The organism is Roseomonas marmotae, from assembly GCF_017654485.1.
In the GTDB taxonomy this organism is placed as follows: Bacteria; Pseudomonadota; Alphaproteobacteria; order Acetobacterales; family Acetobacteraceae; genus Pseudoroseomonas; species Pseudoroseomonas marmotae.
On the sequence record NZ_CP061091.1, the window covers coordinates 3,294,458 to 3,313,084 of the forward strand.

18 protein-coding genes and 1 tRNA gene are annotated in these 18,627 nt (G+C 67.3%); 10 read left to right on the forward strand and 9 right to left on the reverse strand.

Translation table 11 applies throughout. The annotated features are described in order from the left end of the window. Position 1: 1 nt before the first annotated feature. The 3 genes from IAI58_RS15545 to IAI58_RS15555 form a co-directional block, all read right to left on the reverse strand. Positions 2-301: an STAS-like domain-containing protein gene (locus IAI58_RS15545; protein WP_208775985.1), complete on the reverse strand. Its 300-nt coding sequence runs from the start codon at positions 299-301 to the stop codon at positions 2-4. Continuing rightward, the gene (locus tag IAI58_RS15550) at positions 295-1,242 is read right to left on the reverse strand and encodes an ATP-binding protein (protein WP_208775986.1); all 948 of its coding nucleotides are present in this window, start codon (positions 1,240-1,242) and stop codon (positions 295-297) included. The genes IAI58_RS15545 and IAI58_RS15550 overlap by 7 nt, the downstream gene beginning before the upstream one ends. 155 nt (positions 1,243-1,397) lie before the next feature. Then, positions 1,398-2,660, reverse strand: coding sequence for a tyrosine-type recombinase/integrase (locus IAI58_RS15555; RefSeq protein ID WP_208775987.1), 1,263 nt, complete (start codon positions 2,658-2,660; stop codon positions 1,398-1,400). A gap of 139 nt (positions 2,661-2,799) precedes the next feature. Here IAI58_RS15555 and IAI58_RS15560 point away from each other — a divergent pair. Further along, positions 2,800-2,875, forward strand: a tRNA-Ser gene (locus IAI58_RS15560). A gap of 156 nt (positions 2,876-3,031) precedes the next feature. Here IAI58_RS15560 and IAI58_RS15565 read toward each other — a convergent pair. The 4 genes from IAI58_RS15565 to IAI58_RS15580 form a co-directional block, all read right to left on the reverse strand. Further along, positions 3,032-3,193, reverse strand: a complete 162-nt coding sequence (locus IAI58_RS15565; protein ID WP_207444957.1) for a hypothetical protein — start codon at positions 3,191-3,193, stop codon at positions 3,032-3,034. 158 nt (positions 3,194-3,351) lie between these two features. Next, positions 3,352-3,792 (reverse strand): MarR family winged helix-turn-helix transcriptional regulator, encoded by a 441-nt coding sequence (locus tag IAI58_RS15570; RefSeq protein WP_207444956.1) that lies wholly within the window; start codon positions 3,790-3,792, stop codon positions 3,352-3,354. A 156-nt stretch (positions 3,793-3,948) separates the two neighbouring features. Continuing rightward, positions 3,949-7,116 carry an efflux RND transporter permease subunit gene (locus tag IAI58_RS15575; protein ID WP_207444955.1) on the reverse strand — a complete coding sequence of 1,056 codons (3,168 nt, stop codon included), beginning with the start codon at positions 7,114-7,116 and terminating at the stop codon, positions 3,949-3,951. A 10-nt stretch (positions 7,117-7,126) separates the two neighbouring features. After that, complete coding sequence (locus IAI58_RS15580) at positions 7,127-8,251, reverse strand: efflux RND transporter periplasmic adaptor subunit (protein WP_207444954.1); 1,125 nt, start codon at positions 8,249-8,251, stop codon at positions 7,127-7,129. Here IAI58_RS15580 and IAI58_RS15585 point away from each other — a divergent pair. Next, positions 8,232-8,984, forward strand: a complete 753-nt coding sequence (locus tag IAI58_RS15585) for a TetR/AcrR family transcriptional regulator (RefSeq protein WP_237182869.1) — start codon at positions 8,232-8,234, stop codon at positions 8,982-8,984. The genes IAI58_RS15580 and IAI58_RS15585 overlap by 20 nt on opposite strands. A 9-nt stretch (positions 8,985-8,993) precedes the next feature. On the opposite strand, the gene IAI58_RS15590 is transcribed toward IAI58_RS15585, so the two are convergent. Together IAI58_RS15590 and IAI58_RS15595 are read right to left on the reverse strand one after the other, a co-directional pair. After that, positions 8,994-10,442 (reverse strand): ABC transporter substrate-binding protein, encoded by a 1,449-nt coding sequence (locus IAI58_RS15590; RefSeq protein WP_237182946.1) that lies wholly within the window; start codon positions 10,440-10,442, stop codon positions 8,994-8,996. 193 nt (positions 10,443-10,635) lie between these two features. Beyond that, positions 10,636-11,262, reverse strand: coding sequence for a TetR/AcrR family transcriptional regulator (locus tag IAI58_RS15595; RefSeq protein WP_207444951.1), 627 nt, complete (start codon positions 11,260-11,262; stop codon positions 10,636-10,638). 221 nt (positions 11,263-11,483) lie between these two features. Here IAI58_RS15595 and IAI58_RS15600 point away from each other — a divergent pair, with 221 nt between their 5' ends. The 8 genes from IAI58_RS15600 to IAI58_RS15635 all read left to right on the forward strand — a co-directional run bounded on the left by IAI58_RS15600 (position 11,484) and on the right by IAI58_RS15635 (position 18,617). Continuing rightward, the gene (locus IAI58_RS15600) at positions 11,484-11,984 is read left to right on the forward strand and encodes an Lrp/AsnC family transcriptional regulator (protein WP_207444950.1); all 501 of its coding nucleotides are present in this window, start codon (positions 11,484-11,486) and stop codon (positions 11,982-11,984) included. A 268-nt stretch (positions 11,985-12,252) separates the two neighbouring features. Further along, a complete protein-coding gene (locus tag IAI58_RS15605; protein ID WP_208775989.1) occupies positions 12,253-13,092 on the forward strand; it encodes an ABC transporter permease subunit in 840 nt (279 codons plus the stop codon). A 5-nt stretch (positions 13,093-13,097) separates the two neighbouring features. Then, positions 13,098-13,829 (forward strand): ABC transporter ATP-binding protein, encoded by a 732-nt coding sequence (locus tag IAI58_RS15610; protein WP_207444948.1) that lies wholly within the window; start codon positions 13,098-13,100, stop codon positions 13,827-13,829. After that, complete coding sequence (locus IAI58_RS15615; RefSeq protein WP_207444947.1) at positions 13,829-14,995, forward strand: LLM class flavin-dependent oxidoreductase; 1,167 nt, start codon at positions 13,829-13,831, stop codon at positions 14,993-14,995. The genes IAI58_RS15610 and IAI58_RS15615 overlap by 1 nt, the downstream gene beginning before the upstream one ends. Positions 14,996-14,997: 2 nt before the next feature. After that, entirely contained in the window at positions 14,998-15,972 is a 975-nt protein-coding gene (locus IAI58_RS15620) for an ABC transporter substrate-binding protein (RefSeq protein ID WP_207444946.1), read from the forward strand. 118 nt (positions 15,973-16,090) lie between these two features. Further along, positions 16,091-17,251: an acyl-CoA dehydrogenase family protein gene (locus IAI58_RS15625; protein WP_207444945.1), complete on the forward strand. Its 1,161-nt coding sequence runs from the start codon at positions 16,091-16,093 to the stop codon at positions 17,249-17,251. 174 nt (positions 17,252-17,425) lie between these two features. Continuing rightward, the gene (locus IAI58_RS15630) at positions 17,426-17,734 is read left to right on the forward strand and encodes a hypothetical protein (RefSeq protein WP_207444944.1); all 309 of its coding nucleotides are present in this window, start codon (positions 17,426-17,428) and stop codon (positions 17,732-17,734) included. A 121-nt stretch (positions 17,735-17,855) separates the two neighbouring features. Then, the gene (locus tag IAI58_RS15635) at positions 17,856-18,617 is read left to right on the forward strand and encodes a lytic transglycosylase domain-containing protein (protein WP_207444943.1); all 762 of its coding nucleotides are present in this window, start codon (positions 17,856-17,858) and stop codon (positions 18,615-18,617) included. The last annotated feature ends 10 nt before the right edge of the window (positions 18,618-18,627 follow it).

Below are 18,627 nucleotides of genomic sequence, written 5' to 3' on the forward strand. Positions count from 1 at the left end.
GTCAAGCGCAGAGTGGGCGGAGAAGTTCAGCTTCCTTCGCCACGCGTTCCTTGATCAAGGCATTAATCTGCCGCGTTGAGTCCGTGATTTTGACCAGCCTACGGATTACGTCCGCCGGATAGGAGTTCAACAGGCTGACAAAGGCCGCGTTTACGAAAGAGGACGGCACGGCATAGACGCCTCGGAAGCTCAGCGTGACCATCTCTCCGCGTCGAAGGGAGTCGCTGATCAGCTGGGCAATGATAAGCCCGTCAGCATAGGTTTGGCAGTTTGGCGCATGATCGATGACGGTGATCACCATTCGAGATCCTCCCGTTCCATCTCGTCGGGAACCAGTGTATCCGTCCTTAGTTTCACTTCGATCAACGTCCCGGGATAGTGCCCGATCGCTTCGAAATCGGCCATCCCAATTTCCTCTCCTCGAGGAAAGCACGACACACACCCTCGGCCGGACCTGATATAAACCCGCCCCTGGTTTGTTCTTACCACCCGGCGAATCAGAAGGTCCAGCCCGATGCCGCGGTTGCCTTGCGTGCTTCGGGAGGTAACTCCCTCCTCACAGGCACGCCTGATGATTTCGGCGTCTCGGCCTGCCGCTTGAACCTTTTTCATTGAGCCAGGAATACCCACACCGAAATCAGAAATAGAGATGATGATCTCGTTCTTATTCGGATAGTGCTGCATATAAATACAGCCTATATCCCTCCCAGAATGATCTTGAATATTATTGAATATTTCCTGCATGCACATTTTCATGCTGGCCAATGCAGGCATCGGCATATTCAGACGAGAGGCCAGCCACGGCAGGAAGTTACAGTCCAGCCAGCCATGGCTTTCCAGGTGGATCACCCGTTGAAGGGGAACCGTAGTCTCTCGAACCTGAGCAAAGGGTGAAAGGGGCTGACCACCGTAGAGTTCGAAAAACCCCGAATCATCAAGGTAGCGGATGGGCGCACTCTCAGTGTGCGCACCTTCCAGCGCAAGTTGGCAGCCGTTTGCCAACGCAAGCTCCAAGGCATTGGAAAGGCTCGTAACGCCGACCGGCTCAATGAAGCGCAGGCTAGAGAAATCAAGCCGATAGGCCGTCGCAAGTGGCTGTCCGGCTTCTGTGAACATCTGCCTCAGAAGCGCATACATCCCAGTGGCGTCCATATTCCGCGGCAGCAGAACTGTTCTCTCACCCATTTCCACAGCCTTGTAGCCGAGCCGGTAGGTGATGCCTCCTCTACCAGCTGCAGGCAAGCACGCCCTCCCCTGTGCCACCTGTGCCACCTCTGTGCCACCCAGGTGGCACAGCATGGCACAGCCTGCAGAGCGCTGATTTTATTAATCTTCTCTGTTGCTGTGCCACCTGTGCCACCTGTGCCACGCCAAAACAGTAAGTCGCGTGAGAGATTTCAGGCCTGCGGCTCCGAGGCCCCTGCCTCCCCAGCCATTTGCCTACGGATCTCAGCGGCCACCCGATCCGCTGCGGCGATCAGCACCGCATCGAGGTGGTGGACGTACCGCCCAGTAATGGTCCCGGAGGAGTGTCCGATCATCGCGGCAATAGTCGGCTCGCTGTAGCCGAGATCCGCGGCTGTGGAGGCGAAGCTGTGCCGCAGGGTGTGAAGGGTAATCCCCACCAGCCCGGCATCTTTGGCCAGCCGGTCCCATGCGCCTGGTAGGCCGCCATAGGGCTTCATCGGGTCGCGACCAGTCACGACATACACTTGCCCTTCTTCGATCGGCGCTGCCGTCTCCAGCAGAGCCAGAACGGCCCTGCCGATCGGCCGCACAGACGCACCCTCCTTGCTGTCCTCCAGCCGCAGAGCGTTGCCGGCGGCGTCCACCTCCGACCACTTCAGGTTTTCCACCTCACCCCTGCGGCAGCCAGTCAGAGCCAGCAGCCGAATAGCCAGGATGGCGGCAGAGCTGCCGCCCTCTGTCTCCCACTTCCGCAAAGTCTGGCCGAGCTGGGCGTAGGTCTCCGGGGTTAGCCTGGTCTTCCGCCGGCTATCAGCCGGGCGCTTTACCCCGTGCACCGGGTTGGCCTCGATTACCCCCTCCGACAGCGCGAAGGAGAGGATACCGCCCAGCAGGCCCATGGTCCGAGTGGCGGCCCCCTTCCCTCCTTCTACGATGGACTTGCCCCGGAGCTTGTCGGTCTTTGCTGTCCTTGCCGCCTTCCCGGCAGCCACATCCCGCATGAAGCGGGTCACGTCCGCCCGGGTCAGTTCCGCCACTTTTTTGTTACCCAGAAGCGGCAGGATATGGGCTCCGATCCGGCTCCGATCGGCCACCAAGGTGCTGGCCTTCTTCGCCTCGCCCCGCTTACCCAGGATCAGGCCTTTGTCGGCCGCCTCCAGGTAGCGCTCGCACAACTGCTCGATGGTCATGGTCTTGCGGCGGGTTGCGCGCTCCTCCGCCGGATCTCCGCCTCTGGCCACCTGCCCCAGAAGCGACATGGCTTCCTTGCGGGCTTCATCTGGGGTTACGCGCCCATGCAGGCCGATGTTGGCCCGGCGGCTCCGCCCAGCGCTGCGGTACTGGACTAGGTAACCTTTTCTACCTGACGGATAGACCCTAAGACCAAAGCCTGGCAGTTCATCGCACCACAGGAAATACTCGGCCGCCCTTGGCTCTGCGGCGTCAACGAGGCGCTTAGTGATCTTCGGCAAGCTAGGCTCTCCGCTGGTTCCCGGAAGCACCACGGAAGCAGCCGGAAGCAAATCCGGGCGTTTCCGCGAAATGGCTCGGGTTTAGCGAAGCGGAATTTTTTGTATATTTCCAGCAGCTTATCCGCTCCGCGCCGCTCCGGGAAAGCTCGGGAAAACCATTATCTTCGGCCCTCCGAAGGCAAAGGTCGTACGTTCGAATCGTATCGGGTCCGCCATTCCCCTTTCCAGCCGCGTCAGCAGCCGTTCAGGCTGGACCGCCGGAAATGGGGCCGGTACCCCAGCCTGGGCGAAACCCGACGGCAGCAACCCGACAGGCCCGGCCTTCGCATATCCTCATCCCCATCGTTCCCTGCTTTCCCACGAAACAGCCGTCAGCGGCGCCAGCGCAACAGCACGACGCCGAGGACCAGGATGACAACCGCGAGGATGCCGAACATCGCCTGAACTATGGGGAAATTCGCTGATTCCCGGGCCACCAGCAGGGAGGCGAGGCTGCCTCCCAGGATCAGGATCAGGCGGACGATCAGGCCCATATGTCTCACTCTGTCCTGCGATGACGGGGCGCGAAGCAACGTGCGCATAATTCCTTAACATTTTTTCTGGACATGGCGCAGCAGCAATGGCCCGCAGCGGGCTGTCGCGCCCTGCCACCCCTCTTCGCCCGGCCGGAGGCCGCGCCTGGAGGCGCCGGTCAGCGCCGGTCCCGCATCAGGCAGTCGCGCAGCTTCGTCACGCTGTCCCGCAATGCCTTGGCCTCATCGGACTTCTCACCGAAGGTCTTCTCGAACCAGCCGGGAATGCGGTTGGCCTTCTCATAGAGCGCCCGGCCCTGCTCCGTCAGCCGCACGCGTACCTGGCGCTCATCGGCCGTATCACGGGTGCGATGGACCAGGCCGGCGGCCTCCAGCCGCTTGAGCAGCGGCGTCAGGGTGCTGGATTCCAGGAAGAGCCGCTCACCGATGCCGCTGACGGTCTGGTTGTCCTCGGCCCAGAGCACGACCATGACGAGATACTGCGGATAGGTCAGGCCGAGTTCATCCATCAGCGGCTTATTGGCCCGCTGGATGGCATGGGCCGTGGAATGGATGGCGAAGCAGAGGAAGTTGTCGAGGTCCAGGTAGTTCTGGGACATGGCGCGGTCCTGGCAGGGTTGCGGGCTGGAGCGGGAACAGCCCGGCGATCCATATTGCACGCGACCACCCGGCGACAGCCCTATATATCGCATCCCGCCAGGCGGCGGAGCCACAACCCCACCGGAGGTTGAGGCCCCGCGCCGGGAAAGTTCCGCTTAACCTGGAACCGGTGAGGCCTCCCGTCGTTCCCGCCGCGCCATCGCGCGGGCGACGGCATAGAAGACCGGGGTGAAGACCAGCCCGAAGACGGTCACCCCCAGCATTCCGGCGAAGACCGCCGTGCCCAGGCTTTGCCGCATCTCCGCCCCCGCCCCTGTCGCCACCGCCAGCGGCAGCACGCCCAGGATGAAGGCCAGGGAGGTCATCAGGATCGGCCGCAACCGCGTACGCGCGGCAGCCTCCGCCGCCTGCCAGCGGCTCATCCCCTCAGCCTCCGCCGCGCGGGCGAATTCGACGATCAGGATGGCGTTCTTGGCGGCCAGGCCGATCAGCACCACCAGCCCGATCTGCACCAGCACGTTATTTTCCAGCCCGCGCCCCGCCACGCCGGCCAGCGCCGCCAGCACCGACATCGGCGCGATCAGCACCACCGCCATCGGCAGCAGCCAGCTTTCATACAGCGCCGCCAGCAGCAGGAAGACGAAGATCACCGCCAGCCCGAAGGCGATGGGCGCCGTATTGCCCTGCGTGGTTTCCTGCAGCGCGATCTCCGTCCATTCGAAGCCGTAGCCGGGCGGCAGTTCTTTCGCCAGCAACTGCTCCATGGCCGCGATGGCCTGGCCGGTGGAGACGCCCGGTGCCGCGGCACCCTGCACCTCGGCCGCCGGGAAGAGGTTGTAGCGCGGCACGCGGTAGGGGCCGGTATCCGGCACCAGCTGCGCCAGGGAACCGATGGGCACCATGTCCCCGGCATCGTTGCGCGTGCGCAGCAGGGCCACGTCGCGCGGCGTGCGGCGCTGCTCCTCATCCGCCTGGGCCGTGACGCGGTAGGTGCGGCCGAGGATGTTGAAGTCGTTGACGAAGGCCGAGCCCAGATAGACCGACAGCGTCTCCGACACGCGGGAGAGCGGCACGCCCAGCATCTCCGCCTTGCTGCGGTCCACCTCCGCCCGCAGGCTGGGGGTGGCGGTATTGAACAGGGTGAAGGCCATGGCGATCTCGGGCCGCTGGTTGGCGGCGGCGACGATTCGGTTGGTCACCGCCTCCAGCTCCCGCGACCCGTGGTCACCCTTGTCCTGAACAAATAGCTTGAAGCCGCCGCCCGTGCCGATGCCGGAGACGGAAGGCGGCGGGATGACCAGCGCCAGCGCCTCCTGCTGGGTCGAGACAGCGGCCTGCACCGCGCCGATGATGGCGGGGTAGGAATGCTGCTCGGCCCCCCGCTTCTCGAAGGAATCCAGGGTCACGAAGATCACGCCGCTGTTCGGCGCATTTGTGAAGGTCGCGCCGTCAAAGCCCGTGAAGACCACGGTATTGGCCACGCCGGGCACCTTCAGCAGATCGGCCGAGGCTTGCCGCATCACCGCGTCCGTGCGCGCCAGGGACGCGCCCGGCGGCAGCTGGAAGGCGGCGATCAGGTAGCCACGGTCCAGCGGCGGGATCAGCCCGGTGGGCGTGCTCCGCACCATCTGCCCCGTCATCACCAGCAGTCCGGCGAAGATGATCATCACCACCGCCGTCATCCGCACCAGCCGCCGCGTCAGCGCGCCATAGCCGACGGACAGCGCATCGAAGAGCCGGTTGAAGCCGCGGAAGAACAGCCCGAAGGGCGCGGCCAGCACGGCCCGCCAGCCGGTCAGCTTCTCATGCGTATGCGGGCGCAGCAGCAGCGCCGCCAGCGCCGGAGAGAGAGTGAGCGAGACCAGCGCCGAAAGCAGGGTCGCGACGGCGATGGTCACGGCGAACTGCTGGTAGAAGGCGCCGGCCAGGCCCTGGATGAAGGCGGTCGGCACGAAGACGGCGCAGAGCACCAGCGCGATGGCGATCAGCGCGAAGCCCACCTCGTCCATGGTGCGGCGCGTCGCGGCAACGGGGTCCAGGCCATTGGCCAGATGCCGCTCCACATTCTCCACCACCACGATGGCGTCGTCGACCACGATGCCGATGGCCAGGATCAGGCCGAACATCGACAGGCTGTTCAGCGAGATCCCCAGCGCGCCCATGAAGGCCAGCGTGCCGATGATAGAGACCGGGATGGCCACCAGCGGAATGATGGAGGCGCGCCAGGATTGCAGGAAGAGGATGACCACCAGGACCACCAGCAGGATGGCCTCGATGAAGGTATGCACCACCGCCTCCATCGACTGCTCGATGAACTGCGTGGTGTCATAGACGACGCGGTAATCGACGCCGGGCGGGAAGCTGCGCTTCGCATCCTCCAGCGTCGCGCGCAGGGCCGCCGCCGTCGCCAGGGCATTGGAGCCCGGGCGCTGGAAGACCGGGATGGCCACGGCCTTGTCCATGCCCAGGTAGGCATTGACGGTGTAGTCCTGGCTGCCGAGTTCCACCCGCGCCACGTCGCGCAGGCGCAGCGGCGCGCCGCCCTCGCCCACCGCCACGACGATCTCCGAGAATTCCTCGACACTCCGCAGTCGGCCCAGGGCCTGGATGTTGAGCTGGAAGGCCTCGCCCGTCACGGCATTGCTCGGGGGCTGGTTCAGCCCGCCGGCGGCCACCTGAACATTGGCGCGGCGCAGCGCCTCCACCACCTCGCCGGCCGTCAGGCCGCGCGCGGCGATGCGGGCGGGGTCGAGCCAGATCCGCATGGCATAGTCGCGCCCGCCGAAGACCTGGATGTCGCCGACGCCATCCAGCCGCGCCAGGCGGTCGCGGATATTCAGCGTGGCGTAGTTGGAGAGATACTGGTCGTCGCGCGAGCCATCGGGCGAGACCAGATGGATCACCATCATGATGTCGGGCGAGGCCTTGCGGACGACGAGGCCGAGGCGGCGCACCTCTTCCGGCAGCCGCGCCTCGGCGACCGAGACGCGGTTCTGCACGAGAACCTGCGCCTCATCGACATCGATGCCCTGACGGAAGACGACATTGACCGTCAGCCGCCCGTCGCCCGTGGCCTGGGAGGTGACGTAGAGCATCCCCTCCACGCCATTGATCTCCTGCTCGATGGGCGTGGCGACGGTCTCGGCGATCACCGAGGCGGAGGCACCGGGGTAATTCGCGGTGATCGTGACGGTGGGCGGCGCGATCTCCGGATATTCGCTGATCGGCAGCCGGGTGGCGGCGATCGCGCCGATCAGCACGATCGCGATGGAGATGACGGCCGCGAAGACCGGTCTCCCGACGAAGAACTGTGCAAAGCGCATGTCGCCCCCCTCACCGCGCCTCGGCCAGGCGGCCGTCAAGCGGCTTGGCCTGGGCCGTGACGCGCGTGCCCGGCCGCGCCAGGTGCAGCCCGGCGACAATCACCTGATCCGTGGGGCCAAGGCCGCTGCGGACGACGCGAAGCCCGTCCACAACCGGACCCAGCGTCACAGGCTTGGCGACCACCGTGCCATCCGCGGCGACGGTCAGCACCACGCGGGAGGCCTGATCGGCCGCGATGGCGGCATCCGGCACCAGCAGGGCATCACCGCTGCCGACAGGCAGGCGCAGCCGCGCGAAGACGCCAGGGGTCAGGAACATGTCGGGGTTCGGCAGCAGCGCGCGGGCCCGCAGCGTACCGGAGCGGGCCCGCAGCTCGCTGTCGAGGAAGTCGAGCTTGCCCTCACGCTTCCACTGCATCTCATCGGCCAGCCGCAGCTGCACCGCCAGCGCTTCGGCCCCCGCCTTCGCGCCACCGTCACGGGCCAGGCGCAGGTAATCCGCCTCGCTCATGTCGAAGCTGGCATAGATGGGGTCCAGGGCCAGGATGGTGGTCAGCAGCGTCTGCCCGGCCTGCACGAGGTTGCCGGGGTCCACGCGGCGGTCGGAGGCGCGGCCCGATTGCGGCGCGCGAACCTCCGTCCAGCTCAGGTCCAGCCGCGCCTGCTCCAGCCGGGCACGGGCGTCGGCCACCTGGGCCTCCGCCTCCCGCTCCGCGGCGCGGCGGGAGTCCAACTGCGCCTGAGGGGCGTAGCTGCCCTGTACCAGCGGCGCCGTGCGGCGCGTGTCCTGCCGCGCCAGATCCAGCCTGGCCTGGGCGCGGTCCAGTTCGGCCTGAGTGCTGAGCACCGCGATCTCGAAGGGCCGCCGGTCGATGCTGAAGAGCAGGTCGCCTGCCTTGACGACCTGGCCGTCGCGGAAATGCACCTGCTCCACCAGTCCGGAGACACGCGGGCGCAGCTCCACACGGGCCGAGGGTTCGAGGCGGGCGATATGCTCCTCCCACTCCGTCACGTCACGGCGCAGAGGCTCAGCCACGGTCACGGATGGCGGGGCGGGCTGCGCCAGCAGCGGCGCAGCGGGAAAGGCGAAAAGAACCGCCAGGGGAAGAATGCTCTTGCGGAATGGGATCGGCATTGCCTATCTCCGTGGCCGGGTGATACCGACCGGTTCGTATCAGGAATACATACCGAACGGTACAGAATCAAGCCGTGCCTTTTCAGTTGCGCAATCACATGCGAGGGAGAGCACCGTGATCAAGGCCCCGAGGACCAAGGCGCGCAGCCCGGCAGCCCAGCGCCTGTGCGAGGTGGCCAAGGATCTGTTCTACCGGCAAGGCATCCGGGCGACGGGGGTGGAAGAGCTATGCCGCGTGGCCGGCACCACCAAGATCAGCCTCTACCGGGCTTTTCCCTCCAAGGACGAATTGGTCGCTGCCATCCTGCGCGAGGATTGCGAGGAAAAGAACGGCCTGCTGGAAGAGGTGATGAGCGATGCCGTGCCGGCGCAGGCGCGGCCCGCCGCGGTCCTGGCAAGGGCGGCAGCCAGCCTGCGCCAATCCGGCTTCCGTGGCTGCCCCGTCGGCATGGCTATCGTCGAATTTCCGGACCCCGAGCACCCTGCCCGCAAGGTCGCGGATGCCTACAAGCAGAAGACGCGTGAACGCCTGTGCCAGATCTGCACGGAGGCCGGCGCGGCCGATCCGCGAGGGCTGGGAGACAGCATCCTGCTGCTGATCGAGGGAGCTTTTTCCGCCGCGCCCTATCTGGGCAATGACGAAGCCGCGCGGATGCTGGAACGCGCGGGCACAGCCATACTGCATCTGGCTCTGCCGGCTGTGAAGCGGGCCGGCATCGCGGTGCCGGCCTAGCCTTCAGATTCAGGCCTTCTGCACGTTCCAGAAGACGGCCACAGGGGATTTCACGAATCCCGAGAGCTTCGTGCTGAAGGCCTGCCGGTTGAAGAACTGGCCACAGGGCAGGAAGGGCGGTTCCGCGAAAGCCTGACGCTGGATCTGCTCGGCCACCGCGCGCTGCGCCGGCAGGTCGGGTGCATCGAACCAGCTGTCGCGCAATTCGTCAAAGCGCGTGGGCGTCGATCTGTAGAGATGCGCATGCATCGCGGGATTGGTGATCCAGAGGCCCGCCCAGGAGCTCGCATAACAATGCCACGCGCCGACACCGCCCCTGGTATTGACGCGGCCAAGCAGGCTGCCCCAGTCCATGGTCTGGTAGTCCAGCTTGAATCCAACATCCGTCAGAAGCTGCCGCGCGACCGGTGAGAAGGCGGCCGAGGTCGCGAGGTCCGAGGCTTCCATCATGATGACCGGCTCACCGGCGTAACCGGATTCCCGCAGCATCTTGCGCGCGAGTTCGAGATCGCGCGGGCCGGTCAGGGCCTCCATCCCCGCGTCATTCGCCATCGGCGTGCCGGGCAGGAAGACGCCGCATTCGGTGTTCATCAGCTCCGGCTGATCCCCCAGCAGGGACTGCATGAAGTCCTCCTGCTGCAAGGCCGGCAGCAGCGCGCGGGCCACCTTCGGATTGTTGAAGGGCGGCACTTCCGTGTTGAAGCGCAGCTGACCCCAGGAGCCCAGCGGGTCCAGCACATCCACCTTCAGGTTCCGGTTGCGTTGAAGCATCGGCACCAGATCGGTCAGCGGGCGCTCGACCCAGTCCACCTCCCCCGCCTGCAGGGCGGAAGCAGCCGTGCCGGGATCAGGCATGACATGCCATTCGATGCGGTCGAAATGCACGGGGCGCCCGCCGGCCCAGAATTCCGGCTTCTCTTCCCGCGAGACGTAGCGGGGGTTGCGCTCGAACACGGCGCGGGCGCCGGCCACCCATTCATCCTTGCGGAAGATGAAGGGGCCGCTGCCGGTATAGTCGCTCACGCTCACCGAGGCGGGCGTGCTGCTCGCCACCCGCTCCGGCATCATAAAACAGGCCGTGGCACCCAGGGCGAATTGCATCTGCGGGAAAGGACGCTTCAGCCGGATCTCGAACCGGCGGTCGTCGAGGGCGCGGATATCCTCGGCCTGCGCCTTCATCCGCACGCCGAAGCCATCCCTCTGCGCCCAGCGCAGGATGGAGGCGACGCAGTCCCTGGCCGTCACCTTCTCCCCGTCATGCCAGAGCAGGCCCTCCCGCAGCGTGAAGATCCAGTGCAGGCGGTCGTCCGAAAGCTCATGCCCCGCGACCATCTGCGGGCGCGGCGTCAGGCTGTTATCCAGCCCGTAGAGCCGGTCCCAGATCATCGTGGCCGCGCAATAGGAGATCAGCGCCGTGGACCATAGCGGGTCCAGCGAGGTGAGGTTGGCATGCGGCACGAAGCGCAAGGTGCGCGCGCTCCCCTGTGCCACAGCCGGCCGCCCGAGACCGGATGCCAGCAGGCCGCCCCCCATGGCGAGAGCGGCTCTACGTGTAAACCCGGGCAGCATATGCGGCATGACGAATCCTCCCTGCCGCGCAGATTGCTATGGTTGCGGAGCCACGGCAACGCCTGCGCCTTGGATCGAGGATCTACGCGGCGGGTTCCGCCGTCATCTGTCCGGCCTTCCCACGGCTGCCGCCGGGCCAGCAGGCCAGCGCCATGTCGATCACCTCATCCAGCATGGCACGGGTGGCGCCAGCCGTGGCCTGCACCGCCAGCCCCTGTGCCACGGTCATCAGGTAGCGCGCCAGAGCGGCGGGGTCGGCACCGGCCGGCAGGTCGTCCTCATCCCGCGCCTGCTCCAGCCGCCGGGCCAGTGCCGCCTCGGCGGCGCAGCGCCGGCGGATCAACTCCTGCCGCACGGCCTCGCCCTCCGCCGAACAGGCCATGGCTCCGTTCAGCGCCAGGCAGCCATGCGGCAGATCCTGGGAGGTCAGCAACTCGGCATAGCTGCGGAGCAGCCCTTCGACCGCGCTCCGGGCGGAAGGCTCAGCCAGCGCTTCGGTGAAGAAGGTGAGGTAGCGTGCCTGGTAGCTGTCCAGCGCCTTGCGGAACAGCTCCTCCTTGTTGCCGAAGCAGGCATAGAGGCTGGGTTTGTTGATGCCCATCGCCTCCGTCAGGTCGGCGATGCTCGTGCCCTCATAGCCTTTCTGCCAGAACTGCAGCAGCGCCGCATGCAGTGCCTGGTCCGGATCGAACTCGCGCGGCCGTGCCATGATCGCTCTCGCTCATCAACCCTTCGGTGAGAGAACAATAGCAAGGAAAGCCGCGGGTTTCGAGGCCTGGACCGCATGACAGGGCTGCCAGCGGCGGGGGGAAGCTCCAGACAGTGCGGCCAGGATGGCTTCCCTGCCGCGGGCGCCGCGTGCAACCTCGACCGACCCGCTCCCGGCGCGCCCGCGCCGGCCAGCCGGCTGAACCGGGACAGCAGAACAGCATGGATGAAATCGACCGGAAGTTGCTCGCCATTCTGCAGGAGAGCGTGACCCTCTCCATCGCGCAGATCGCCGACCGCGTTGGCCTCTCGGCCACGCCCTGCTGGAAGCGCATCCAGAAACTGGAAGCCAGCGGCGTCATCACGCGGCGCGTGGCGCTCCTGGCACCTGAGAAGGTCGGCGTGGGCCTCAGCGTCTTCGTGGCGATCGAGGCCGGGGACCATACGCCGGAATGGCTGGAACGCTTCGCCCAGGCCGTGACCGCCATGCCCGAGGTGATGGAGGTTTACCGCATGGCAGGAGAGGTCGACTACATGCTGCGCGTGGCCGTGGCCGATATGGCGGATTTCGACCTGTTCTATAAGCGCCTGATCGCGGCAGTGCCGATTCGCAACGTCACCTCGCGCTTCGCCATGGAGCGGATCAAGCACACCACCTCCTACCCCCTGCACCGCTCCGCCTTCCGGGACCGCAGCCAGCCGGATGAGGGTGGGGAAGAATAATTTTCTCCTCCTGCCATTCCGCGCAGCATGGCTTTGCTCCGGTGCCTCCGAACTTCAGGAGAAGCATCCATTTATTTAGTGCCGGATACAGCTTAATTTCAGACCCGAAGCATTACCGCAACGGGAACCCCATGGTCAGGACCATCCGAATGTGGCGGGACCGGTGTGGCCCCCCGGCTGGCCGCTGTCGCCGCTAGTCCCCGGCCCAACCGCTCCTCCTCCGCCTTTCATCCGTTCCCACCGTGGCCCAGGCCGCGAAGGAGCCCGCATGTCCGACACGCGAGCCATCAGCAGCTCCAACCGCCTCCATGCCCTGTCAGGCGGCACCCTCGCCCTTCCGGTGCGCCCCGATTTCCGCAAGCTGCGCCGCTTCATCTCCCCCATCGTGCTGGTGCTGCTCTGGCAGGCGGCCTCCAGCCTTGGGCTGATTTCGCCCCGCACCCTCGCCTCTCCCGTCACCGTCATCGGCGCTGCCTGGGAGCTGCTGCTCTCCGGCGAGTTGCAGCACCACCTGCTGGTCTCGCTGGGCCGGGTGGCGCTGGGGCTGTCCATCGGCGTCACGCTCGGCACGGGCTTCGCGCTTGTCGCCGGCCTCTCCCGCCTTGGGGAGGAGATTGTGGACGCGCCGCTGCAGATGCTGCGGACCCTGCCCTTCCTGGCGCTGGTGCCGCTGTTCATCCTGTGGTTCGGCATCGGCGAGACGCCGAAGATCGCCCTGGTGGCGCTCGGCACCAGCTTCCCGGTCTATCTGACCCTCTTCGCCGGCATCCGGGGCGTGGACCCCAAGCTGGCGGAAGCCGGGCGCATCTTCGGCCTGGATCGCCGCGGGCTGGTGCGGCACGTCATCCTGCCGGGCGCGCTGCCCTCCGGTCTGGTGGGGCTGCGCTATGCCCTGGGCACGGCCTGGCTGAGCCTGGTGATCGCCGAGCAGATCAACGCCACCTCAGGCATCGGCTTCTTGATCAACGACGCCCGCGACTTCCTGCGTACCGACATCATCGTGGTGGGGCTGCTGGTCTATGCGCTGCTGGGCCTGAGCGCCGACGGGGTGATGCGCGCCCTGGAGCGCCGCCTGCTGGCCTGGCGCCCCAGCCTGCTGAAGGCCTGACCGTCATGACCGAGAATTCCTCCCGCGATGTCATCGTCCAGGGCCTGACGCGGCGCTTCGGCCAGGCCACGGTGCTGCACAACCTGGACCTGCGGCTGGAGCCCGGCTCCTTCACCGCCCTGCTGGGCCGCAGCGGCTCCGGCAAGACCACGCTGCTGCGTACTCTGGCGGGGCTGGACCCGGCGCCGGCCGATGCGCGGCTGACCCTGCCCGCCGCCGTCGCCGCCGCCTTCCAGGAGCCGCGCCTGCTGCCCTGGAAGGCCGTCTGGCAGAATGTGGCGCTGGGCCTGCCTGGCGCCGGCGCCCGGGACCGCGCACTGGCTGCCCTGGCCGAGGTAGGGCTGACGCGGCATGCCGATGCCTGGCCCGCCACCCTCTCGGGTGGGGAGGCGCAGCGCGTGGCCCTCGCCCGTGCCCTGGTACGGGAGCCGCAGCTACTGCTGCTGGATGAGCCTTTCGCCGCGCTGGACGCGCTGACCCGCATCCGCATGCATGCGCTGGTGCTGGACCTCTGGCGCGCCCATGGCCCCACCACGCTGCTCGTCACGCATGACGTGGATGAGGCGATCCTGCTGGCGGACCGCGTGCTGGTGCTCGATGCCGGGCGCATTGCCGCCGATATCCGGGTGGAGATGCCGCGCCCCCGCGCCCATGGCGAGGCCGGCTTCGCCGCGCTGCGCCGCCGCCTGCTCGCGGAACTGGGGGTGGACGAGGCCGTGCCAAGCAGGGCCGCCTGATGACGGCCACCGACAAAACGCATCCCGTCAGGGGAGAAGAGGAGGACACCGTGCCCCAGAAGCAGGACATCGAATTCATCGGCATGATCCAGCCGCGCCAGCAGTCGGAGATCCATCCGGCCAGTGGCGAGGCCATCGACCTCGATTACCTGCGCGCCTCGGCGCAGGCGCATGACGAGGGCGGCTTCGACCGCATGCTGATCGGCTGGTACAGCAACGGGCCGGACGGGTTGCAGATCGCGGCGCATGTGGGCGCGCATACGAAGCGCGTCGGCATGCTGGTGGCGCACCGCCCGGGCTTCCAGGCACCGACCACGGCCGCGCGCAGCTTCAACACGCTGGACCAGCTGACGAGCGGCCGCGCTGCCATCCATGTCATCTCCGGCGGCGACGATACCGACCAGGCGCGCGACGGGGACTGGCTGGACAAGGACGCGCGCTACGCGCGCACGGACGAATACGTCTCCATCCTGAAGTCCATCTGGGCGGCCGATAAGCCGGTGGACCACGAGGGCACCTACTACCGCATCAAGGGCGCCTCGCCCGAGGTGCGGAGCGTGCAGAAGCCGCGCATCCCCATCTATTTCGGCGGTGCCTCCGATGCCGCGCTGCGCGTGGCCGGCCGCCATGCCGATGTCTATGCCCTCTGGGGCGAGACCCAGGCGCAGGTGCGGGAGATCGTCGCCCGCGTGCGGGAGGAAGCCGCCAAGCACGGGCGGGAGAAGGATGTCCGCTTCTCCCTGAGCTTCCGCCCCATCCTGGCAGAGACGGAGGAAGCAGCCTGGGCCAAGGCCGAGCGGATTCTGGCGCGGCTGCGCGAGATACGTGGCCAGGCCATCCTGGGCCCCAACAATGCCGCGCCGCGGAATGCCGGCTCCCAACGCCTGCTGGACGCCGCGGCCCTGGGGGACCGTCCGGAAGGGCGCCTCTATACGGCCATCGCGCGGGAGACGGGCGCGCGGGGCAATACCACCGCCCTGGTCGGCACGCCCCGGCAGGTGGCGGAGGCCTTCCTCGAATATTATGCGCTCGGCGTCACCACCTTCCTGATCCGCGGCTTCGATCCGCTGGAGGATGCGGTGGAATACGGGCGTGAGCTGCTTCCCCTGACCAAGCGCCTGCTGGCCGAGCGCCAGGGCCGGAACGTGCCGGTGGCCGCGGAGTGAACATGCAACGTCGTCATATCCTCCTGGGTGGGGCGGCTCTCGTCGCCTCCCTCTCCGCGCCTCTGCTGCTGCGCGCCCAGGGCGCGTGGAGCGGTGCGCCGCTGCGCGTCGGCGACCAGCGCGGCAATGCCCGCGCGGTGATGGATGCCGCCGGCGTGCTGAAGGGCCTGGAAGGTAAGATTGCCTGGAGCGAATTCCCCGCCGCCGCGCCGCTGGTGGAGGCGCTGAACGCCGATGCCATCGACGCCGGACTGGTGGGTGATGCGCCCTTCACCTTCGGCGTCGCCGCGGGCGTGCCGATCAAGGCCATTGCCGCCACGCGGCAGAACCAGGACGGCCTGGCCATCCTGGTGCCCAAGGACAGCCCCATCCAGAGCCTCGCGGATCTGAAGGGCAAGCGCATCGCCACCGGCCGGGGCTCCATCGGGCATCAGCTGGTGCTGGCGGCACTGGAGAATGCCGGCCTGCCGGCGGAGAGCGTGCAGCTCACCTTCCTGCTGCCCGCTGATGCCAAGGCCGCCTTCAGCCGGGGTTCCGTGGATGCCTGGTCCACCTGGGAACCTTATGTGGCGCAGGAGGAGGTGCTCTCGGGCGCGCGGCGCGTGGTGGACGGCAACGGCATCACCCCCGGCCTCAGCTTCCTGGTGGCGCGGGAAAGCGCCATCGCCTCCCGCCGGCCGGAGCTGGCGGATTTCGTCCGCCGCCTGGCGGTGGCGCGGGCCTGGGCCAATGAGAATATCCCAGGCTATGCCAGGAGCTGGTCGCAACTGATGAATATCCCGGAGCCGGTGGCCGAGCTCTGGTTCCGCCGCGCCCGCACCCGCGTCGTGCCGATCGACGACAGCGTGGTGGCGGACGAGCAGAAGAACATCGATCTCTATACCCGCGCCCGTCTGGTGCGCTCCGCCATCAAGGCCGAGGATGTACTCGACCGCTCCTTCGCGGATGCCATCAAGGCCGGCCTTTCCGCAACCTGAGCGGAGGCCGGCGACCTGCCCGAGGAGAGGGGCTTCCGCCTTTCTTGACGCCACCAGACCCGCATGCCAGAGCCCGTGACAGCACGAGCAGAATAACAGCCTGGCACGCGGATATACGATGGCACTCGATCAGGAAACGTTGCAGCAGCTTCTCGGCACCGTCGAGCGTTTCGTCGGGGAGCGCCTGCGGCCACTGGAAGACAAGATCGCGGAAGATGACGAGATTCCCGCAGATGTCGTGGCGGAGATGCGCGATCTCGGCCTCTTCGGCCTCTCCATCCCCGAGGAATATGGTGGCCTCGGCCTCAGCATGTCAGAGGAGGCACAGGTCGCCTTCCGGCTCGGCGGCACTTCACCCGCTTTCCGCTCCCTGATCGGCACGAATAACGGCATCGGCTCCCAGGGTATCATCATCGACGGCACGGAGGAGCAGCGCCAGGCCTGGCTGCCGCGCCTCGCCTCCGGCGAGATCCTGGCCTCCTTCTGCCTGACCGAGCCCGAGGCGGGTTCCGATGCCGGCTCGCTCCGCACCAGCGCGCGGCGGGATGGCGACGACTTCGTCATCAACGGCACCAAGCGCTTCATCACCAACGCGCCGGAGGCCGGGCTTTTCACCGTCTTCGCCCGCACCGATCCCGAAAGCCGCGATGCGCGCGGCGTCTCTGCCTTCCTGGTGGAGGCCGACCGGCCCGGCGTCTCGCTCGGCGCGCGGGATCGCAAGATGGGCCAGAGGGGCACCCATACCTGCGACGTGAATTTCGACGAGGTGCGCGTGCCGGCGTTGAACATCATTGGTGGCGAGGCGCGGCTGGGCCGGGGCTTCAAGACGGCCATGAAGGTGCTGGACCGCGGCCGCCTGCATATCAGCGCCGTCTGCGTCGGCGTGGCGGAACGGCTGATCGCCGATAGCCTGCGTTATGCCATGGATCGCAGGCAGTTCGGCCAGCCCATTGCCGAGTTCCAGCTGGTCCAGGCGATGCTGGCGGATATGAAGGCCGAGGCCTTCGCTGCCCGTTGCATGGTGGAGGAGACGGCGCGCCGCAAGGATGCCGGCGCCAACGTCTCGACCGAGGCAGCCTGCTGCAAGATGTTCGCCAGCGAGATGGTGGGCCGCGTGGCCGACAAGGCCGTGCAGATCCACGGCGGCGCCGGCTATGTGGCCGATTACGGCGTCGAACGCTTCTACCGTGATGTGCGCCTGTTCCGCATCTATGAGGGGACGACGCAGATCCAGCAGTTGGTGATCGCCCGCAACATGATCCGCGAAGCACGGAGCTAGGCGGCCCGCCCCCGTGGGGGCGGCTTACTCCCAAAAAGGTCGCGAACGATTTAGGCGCGTACGTAGGAAGGGCATGGCTGCCATGCGGAAATAATGGTCGCGTGCGATATTATCGCGCGGCATAACAAGCCCAACGCAGAAACCAGCGACACCCCAACCCCGGAGCAAAACACCATGACCGCCTTCCGCACCCTCCTCGCCGCCACCGCCCTCCTCGCCACCTCCGCCGCCACCGTTTCCGCCAACCCCCTCACCGTTCAGAGCCAGGGCGAGACCTTCGCCGTCCAATACGCCGCTGACCACACCGGCAACATCCTTGGCGGCGGCGCCGTCCGCACCGAAGGCAACGGCAACAGCCTCCGCATCATCCACCTGAACAACGCCTTCGCCCGCCAGCCCAGCGGCATCCCCACCTTCTCCGGCGGCTCCGAAGGCTCCATCGCCTATCTCCTCCCCCCCAACCCCGCCCTCGCCAGCCGCTGAACACACCACCCCGGGCGCGGCGCGCGCAACACCAGGCGCCGCTCCCAAGGCTCTCTCGCCTGGGCTCGACGATCCACCCGCCGGGGCTGGATCGTGGCGGCTTCAGAACCAAGTAGGGCCCATGCCGCGCGTTGCCCTGCCCGCCCTTCTCCTCCTGGCCACCCTCTGCCTCCTGTCACTTCCCGCCGCCGCTCAGCGCGGCAGCGCGGAGGATTGGAGCCGCTGCCGTCGTGCCATCGCCGCGACTGAGCCCGGTTCCGGCGTGCCGCCGGGCCTGCTGGGCGCCATCGCGCTGGTGGAGAGCGGCCAGCGCAATCCCCTGACCGGCGCGCCCACTCCCTGGCCCTGGTCCTATAACGCCGCCGGAGAGAGCCATACCGCCTCCACCAAGGCCACTGCCATCGCCGAGGTCTCGGCCCTGCTGGCGCGGGGCGTGCGGTCCATCGACGTGGGCTGCATGCAGGTGAACCTGATGCATCATCCCACTGCCTTCGCCAATCTGGAGGAGGCCTTCGATCCCCAGGCCAATCTGCGCTACGCCGCGCGCTTCCTGAGGGAGCTACGGGCACGAACCGGGGATTGGGGCCAGGCCATTGCCCGCTACCACTCTGGCGAGGAGGCGCGCGGCGCCGCCTACAGCAGCCGCGTGGCGCTGGCGCGGATGGGCGCGGCCTGGGGCCGTGGCGGCGGCGTGCCGCTGCCGCCACGCGTGGTCCAGAACATCTGCGCCCCTGGCCTGACGCCCATGCTGCTTCTCGGCGGCGCCAGGGAGGCAAGGCGCTTCATGACACCCGAAGCACGCCGCGCCAGCAGGGCGGTACCGGTGCCCCCTGCCAGCAACCGCCCAAGGCTGGTCTGCCTGCGGACTACCGCCCGGCGCTGAGGCAGGCGGC

What these genes read in the sequence shown, in the direction of transcription:
- IAI58_RS15545 (WP_208775985.1), bottom strand. Translation starts at nt 301, where the DNA reads ATGGTGATCACCGTCATCGATCATGCGCCAAACTGCCAAACCTATGCT.
- IAI58_RS15565 (WP_207444957.1), bottom strand. Translation starts at nt 3,193, where the DNA reads ATGGGCCTGATCGTCCGCCTGATCCTGATCCTGGGAGGCAGCCTCGCC.
- IAI58_RS15570 (WP_207444956.1), bottom strand. Translation starts at nt 3,792, where the DNA reads ATGTCCCAGAACTACCTGGACCTCGACAACTTCCTCTGCTTCGCCATC.
- IAI58_RS15575 (WP_207444955.1), bottom strand. Translation starts at nt 7,116, where the DNA reads ATGCGCTTTGCACAGTTCTTCGTCGGGAGACCGGTCTTCGCGGCCGTC.
- IAI58_RS15580 (WP_207444954.1), bottom strand. Translation starts at nt 8,251, where the DNA reads ATGCCGATCCCATTCCGCAAGAGCATTCTTCCCCTGGCGGTTCTTTTC.
- IAI58_RS15595 (WP_207444951.1), bottom strand. Translation starts at nt 11,262, where the DNA reads ATGGCACGGCCGCGCGAGTTCGATCCGGACCAGGCACTGCATGCGGCG.
- IAI58_RS15600 (WP_207444950.1), top strand. Translation starts at nt 11,484, where the DNA reads ATGGATGAAATCGACCGGAAGTTGCTCGCCATTCTGCAGGAGAGCGTG.
- IAI58_RS15605 (WP_208775989.1), top strand. Translation starts at nt 12,253, where the DNA reads ATGTCCGACACGCGAGCCATCAGCAGCTCCAACCGCCTCCATGCCCTG.
- IAI58_RS15610 (WP_207444948.1), top strand. Translation starts at nt 13,098, where the DNA reads ATGACCGAGAATTCCTCCCGCGATGTCATCGTCCAGGGCCTGACGCGG.
- IAI58_RS15615 (WP_207444947.1), top strand. Translation starts at nt 13,829, where the DNA reads ATGACGGCCACCGACAAAACGCATCCCGTCAGGGGAGAAGAGGAGGAC.
- IAI58_RS15620 (WP_207444946.1), top strand. Translation starts at nt 14,998, where the DNA reads ATGCAACGTCGTCATATCCTCCTGGGTGGGGCGGCTCTCGTCGCCTCC.
- IAI58_RS15625 (WP_207444945.1), top strand. Translation starts at nt 16,091, where the DNA reads ATGGCACTCGATCAGGAAACGTTGCAGCAGCTTCTCGGCACCGTCGAG.
- IAI58_RS15630 (WP_207444944.1), top strand. Translation starts at nt 17,426, where the DNA reads ATGACCGCCTTCCGCACCCTCCTCGCCGCCACCGCCCTCCTCGCCACC.
- IAI58_RS15635 (WP_207444943.1), top strand. Translation starts at nt 17,856, where the DNA reads ATGCCGCGCGTTGCCCTGCCCGCCCTTCTCCTCCTGGCCACCCTCTGC.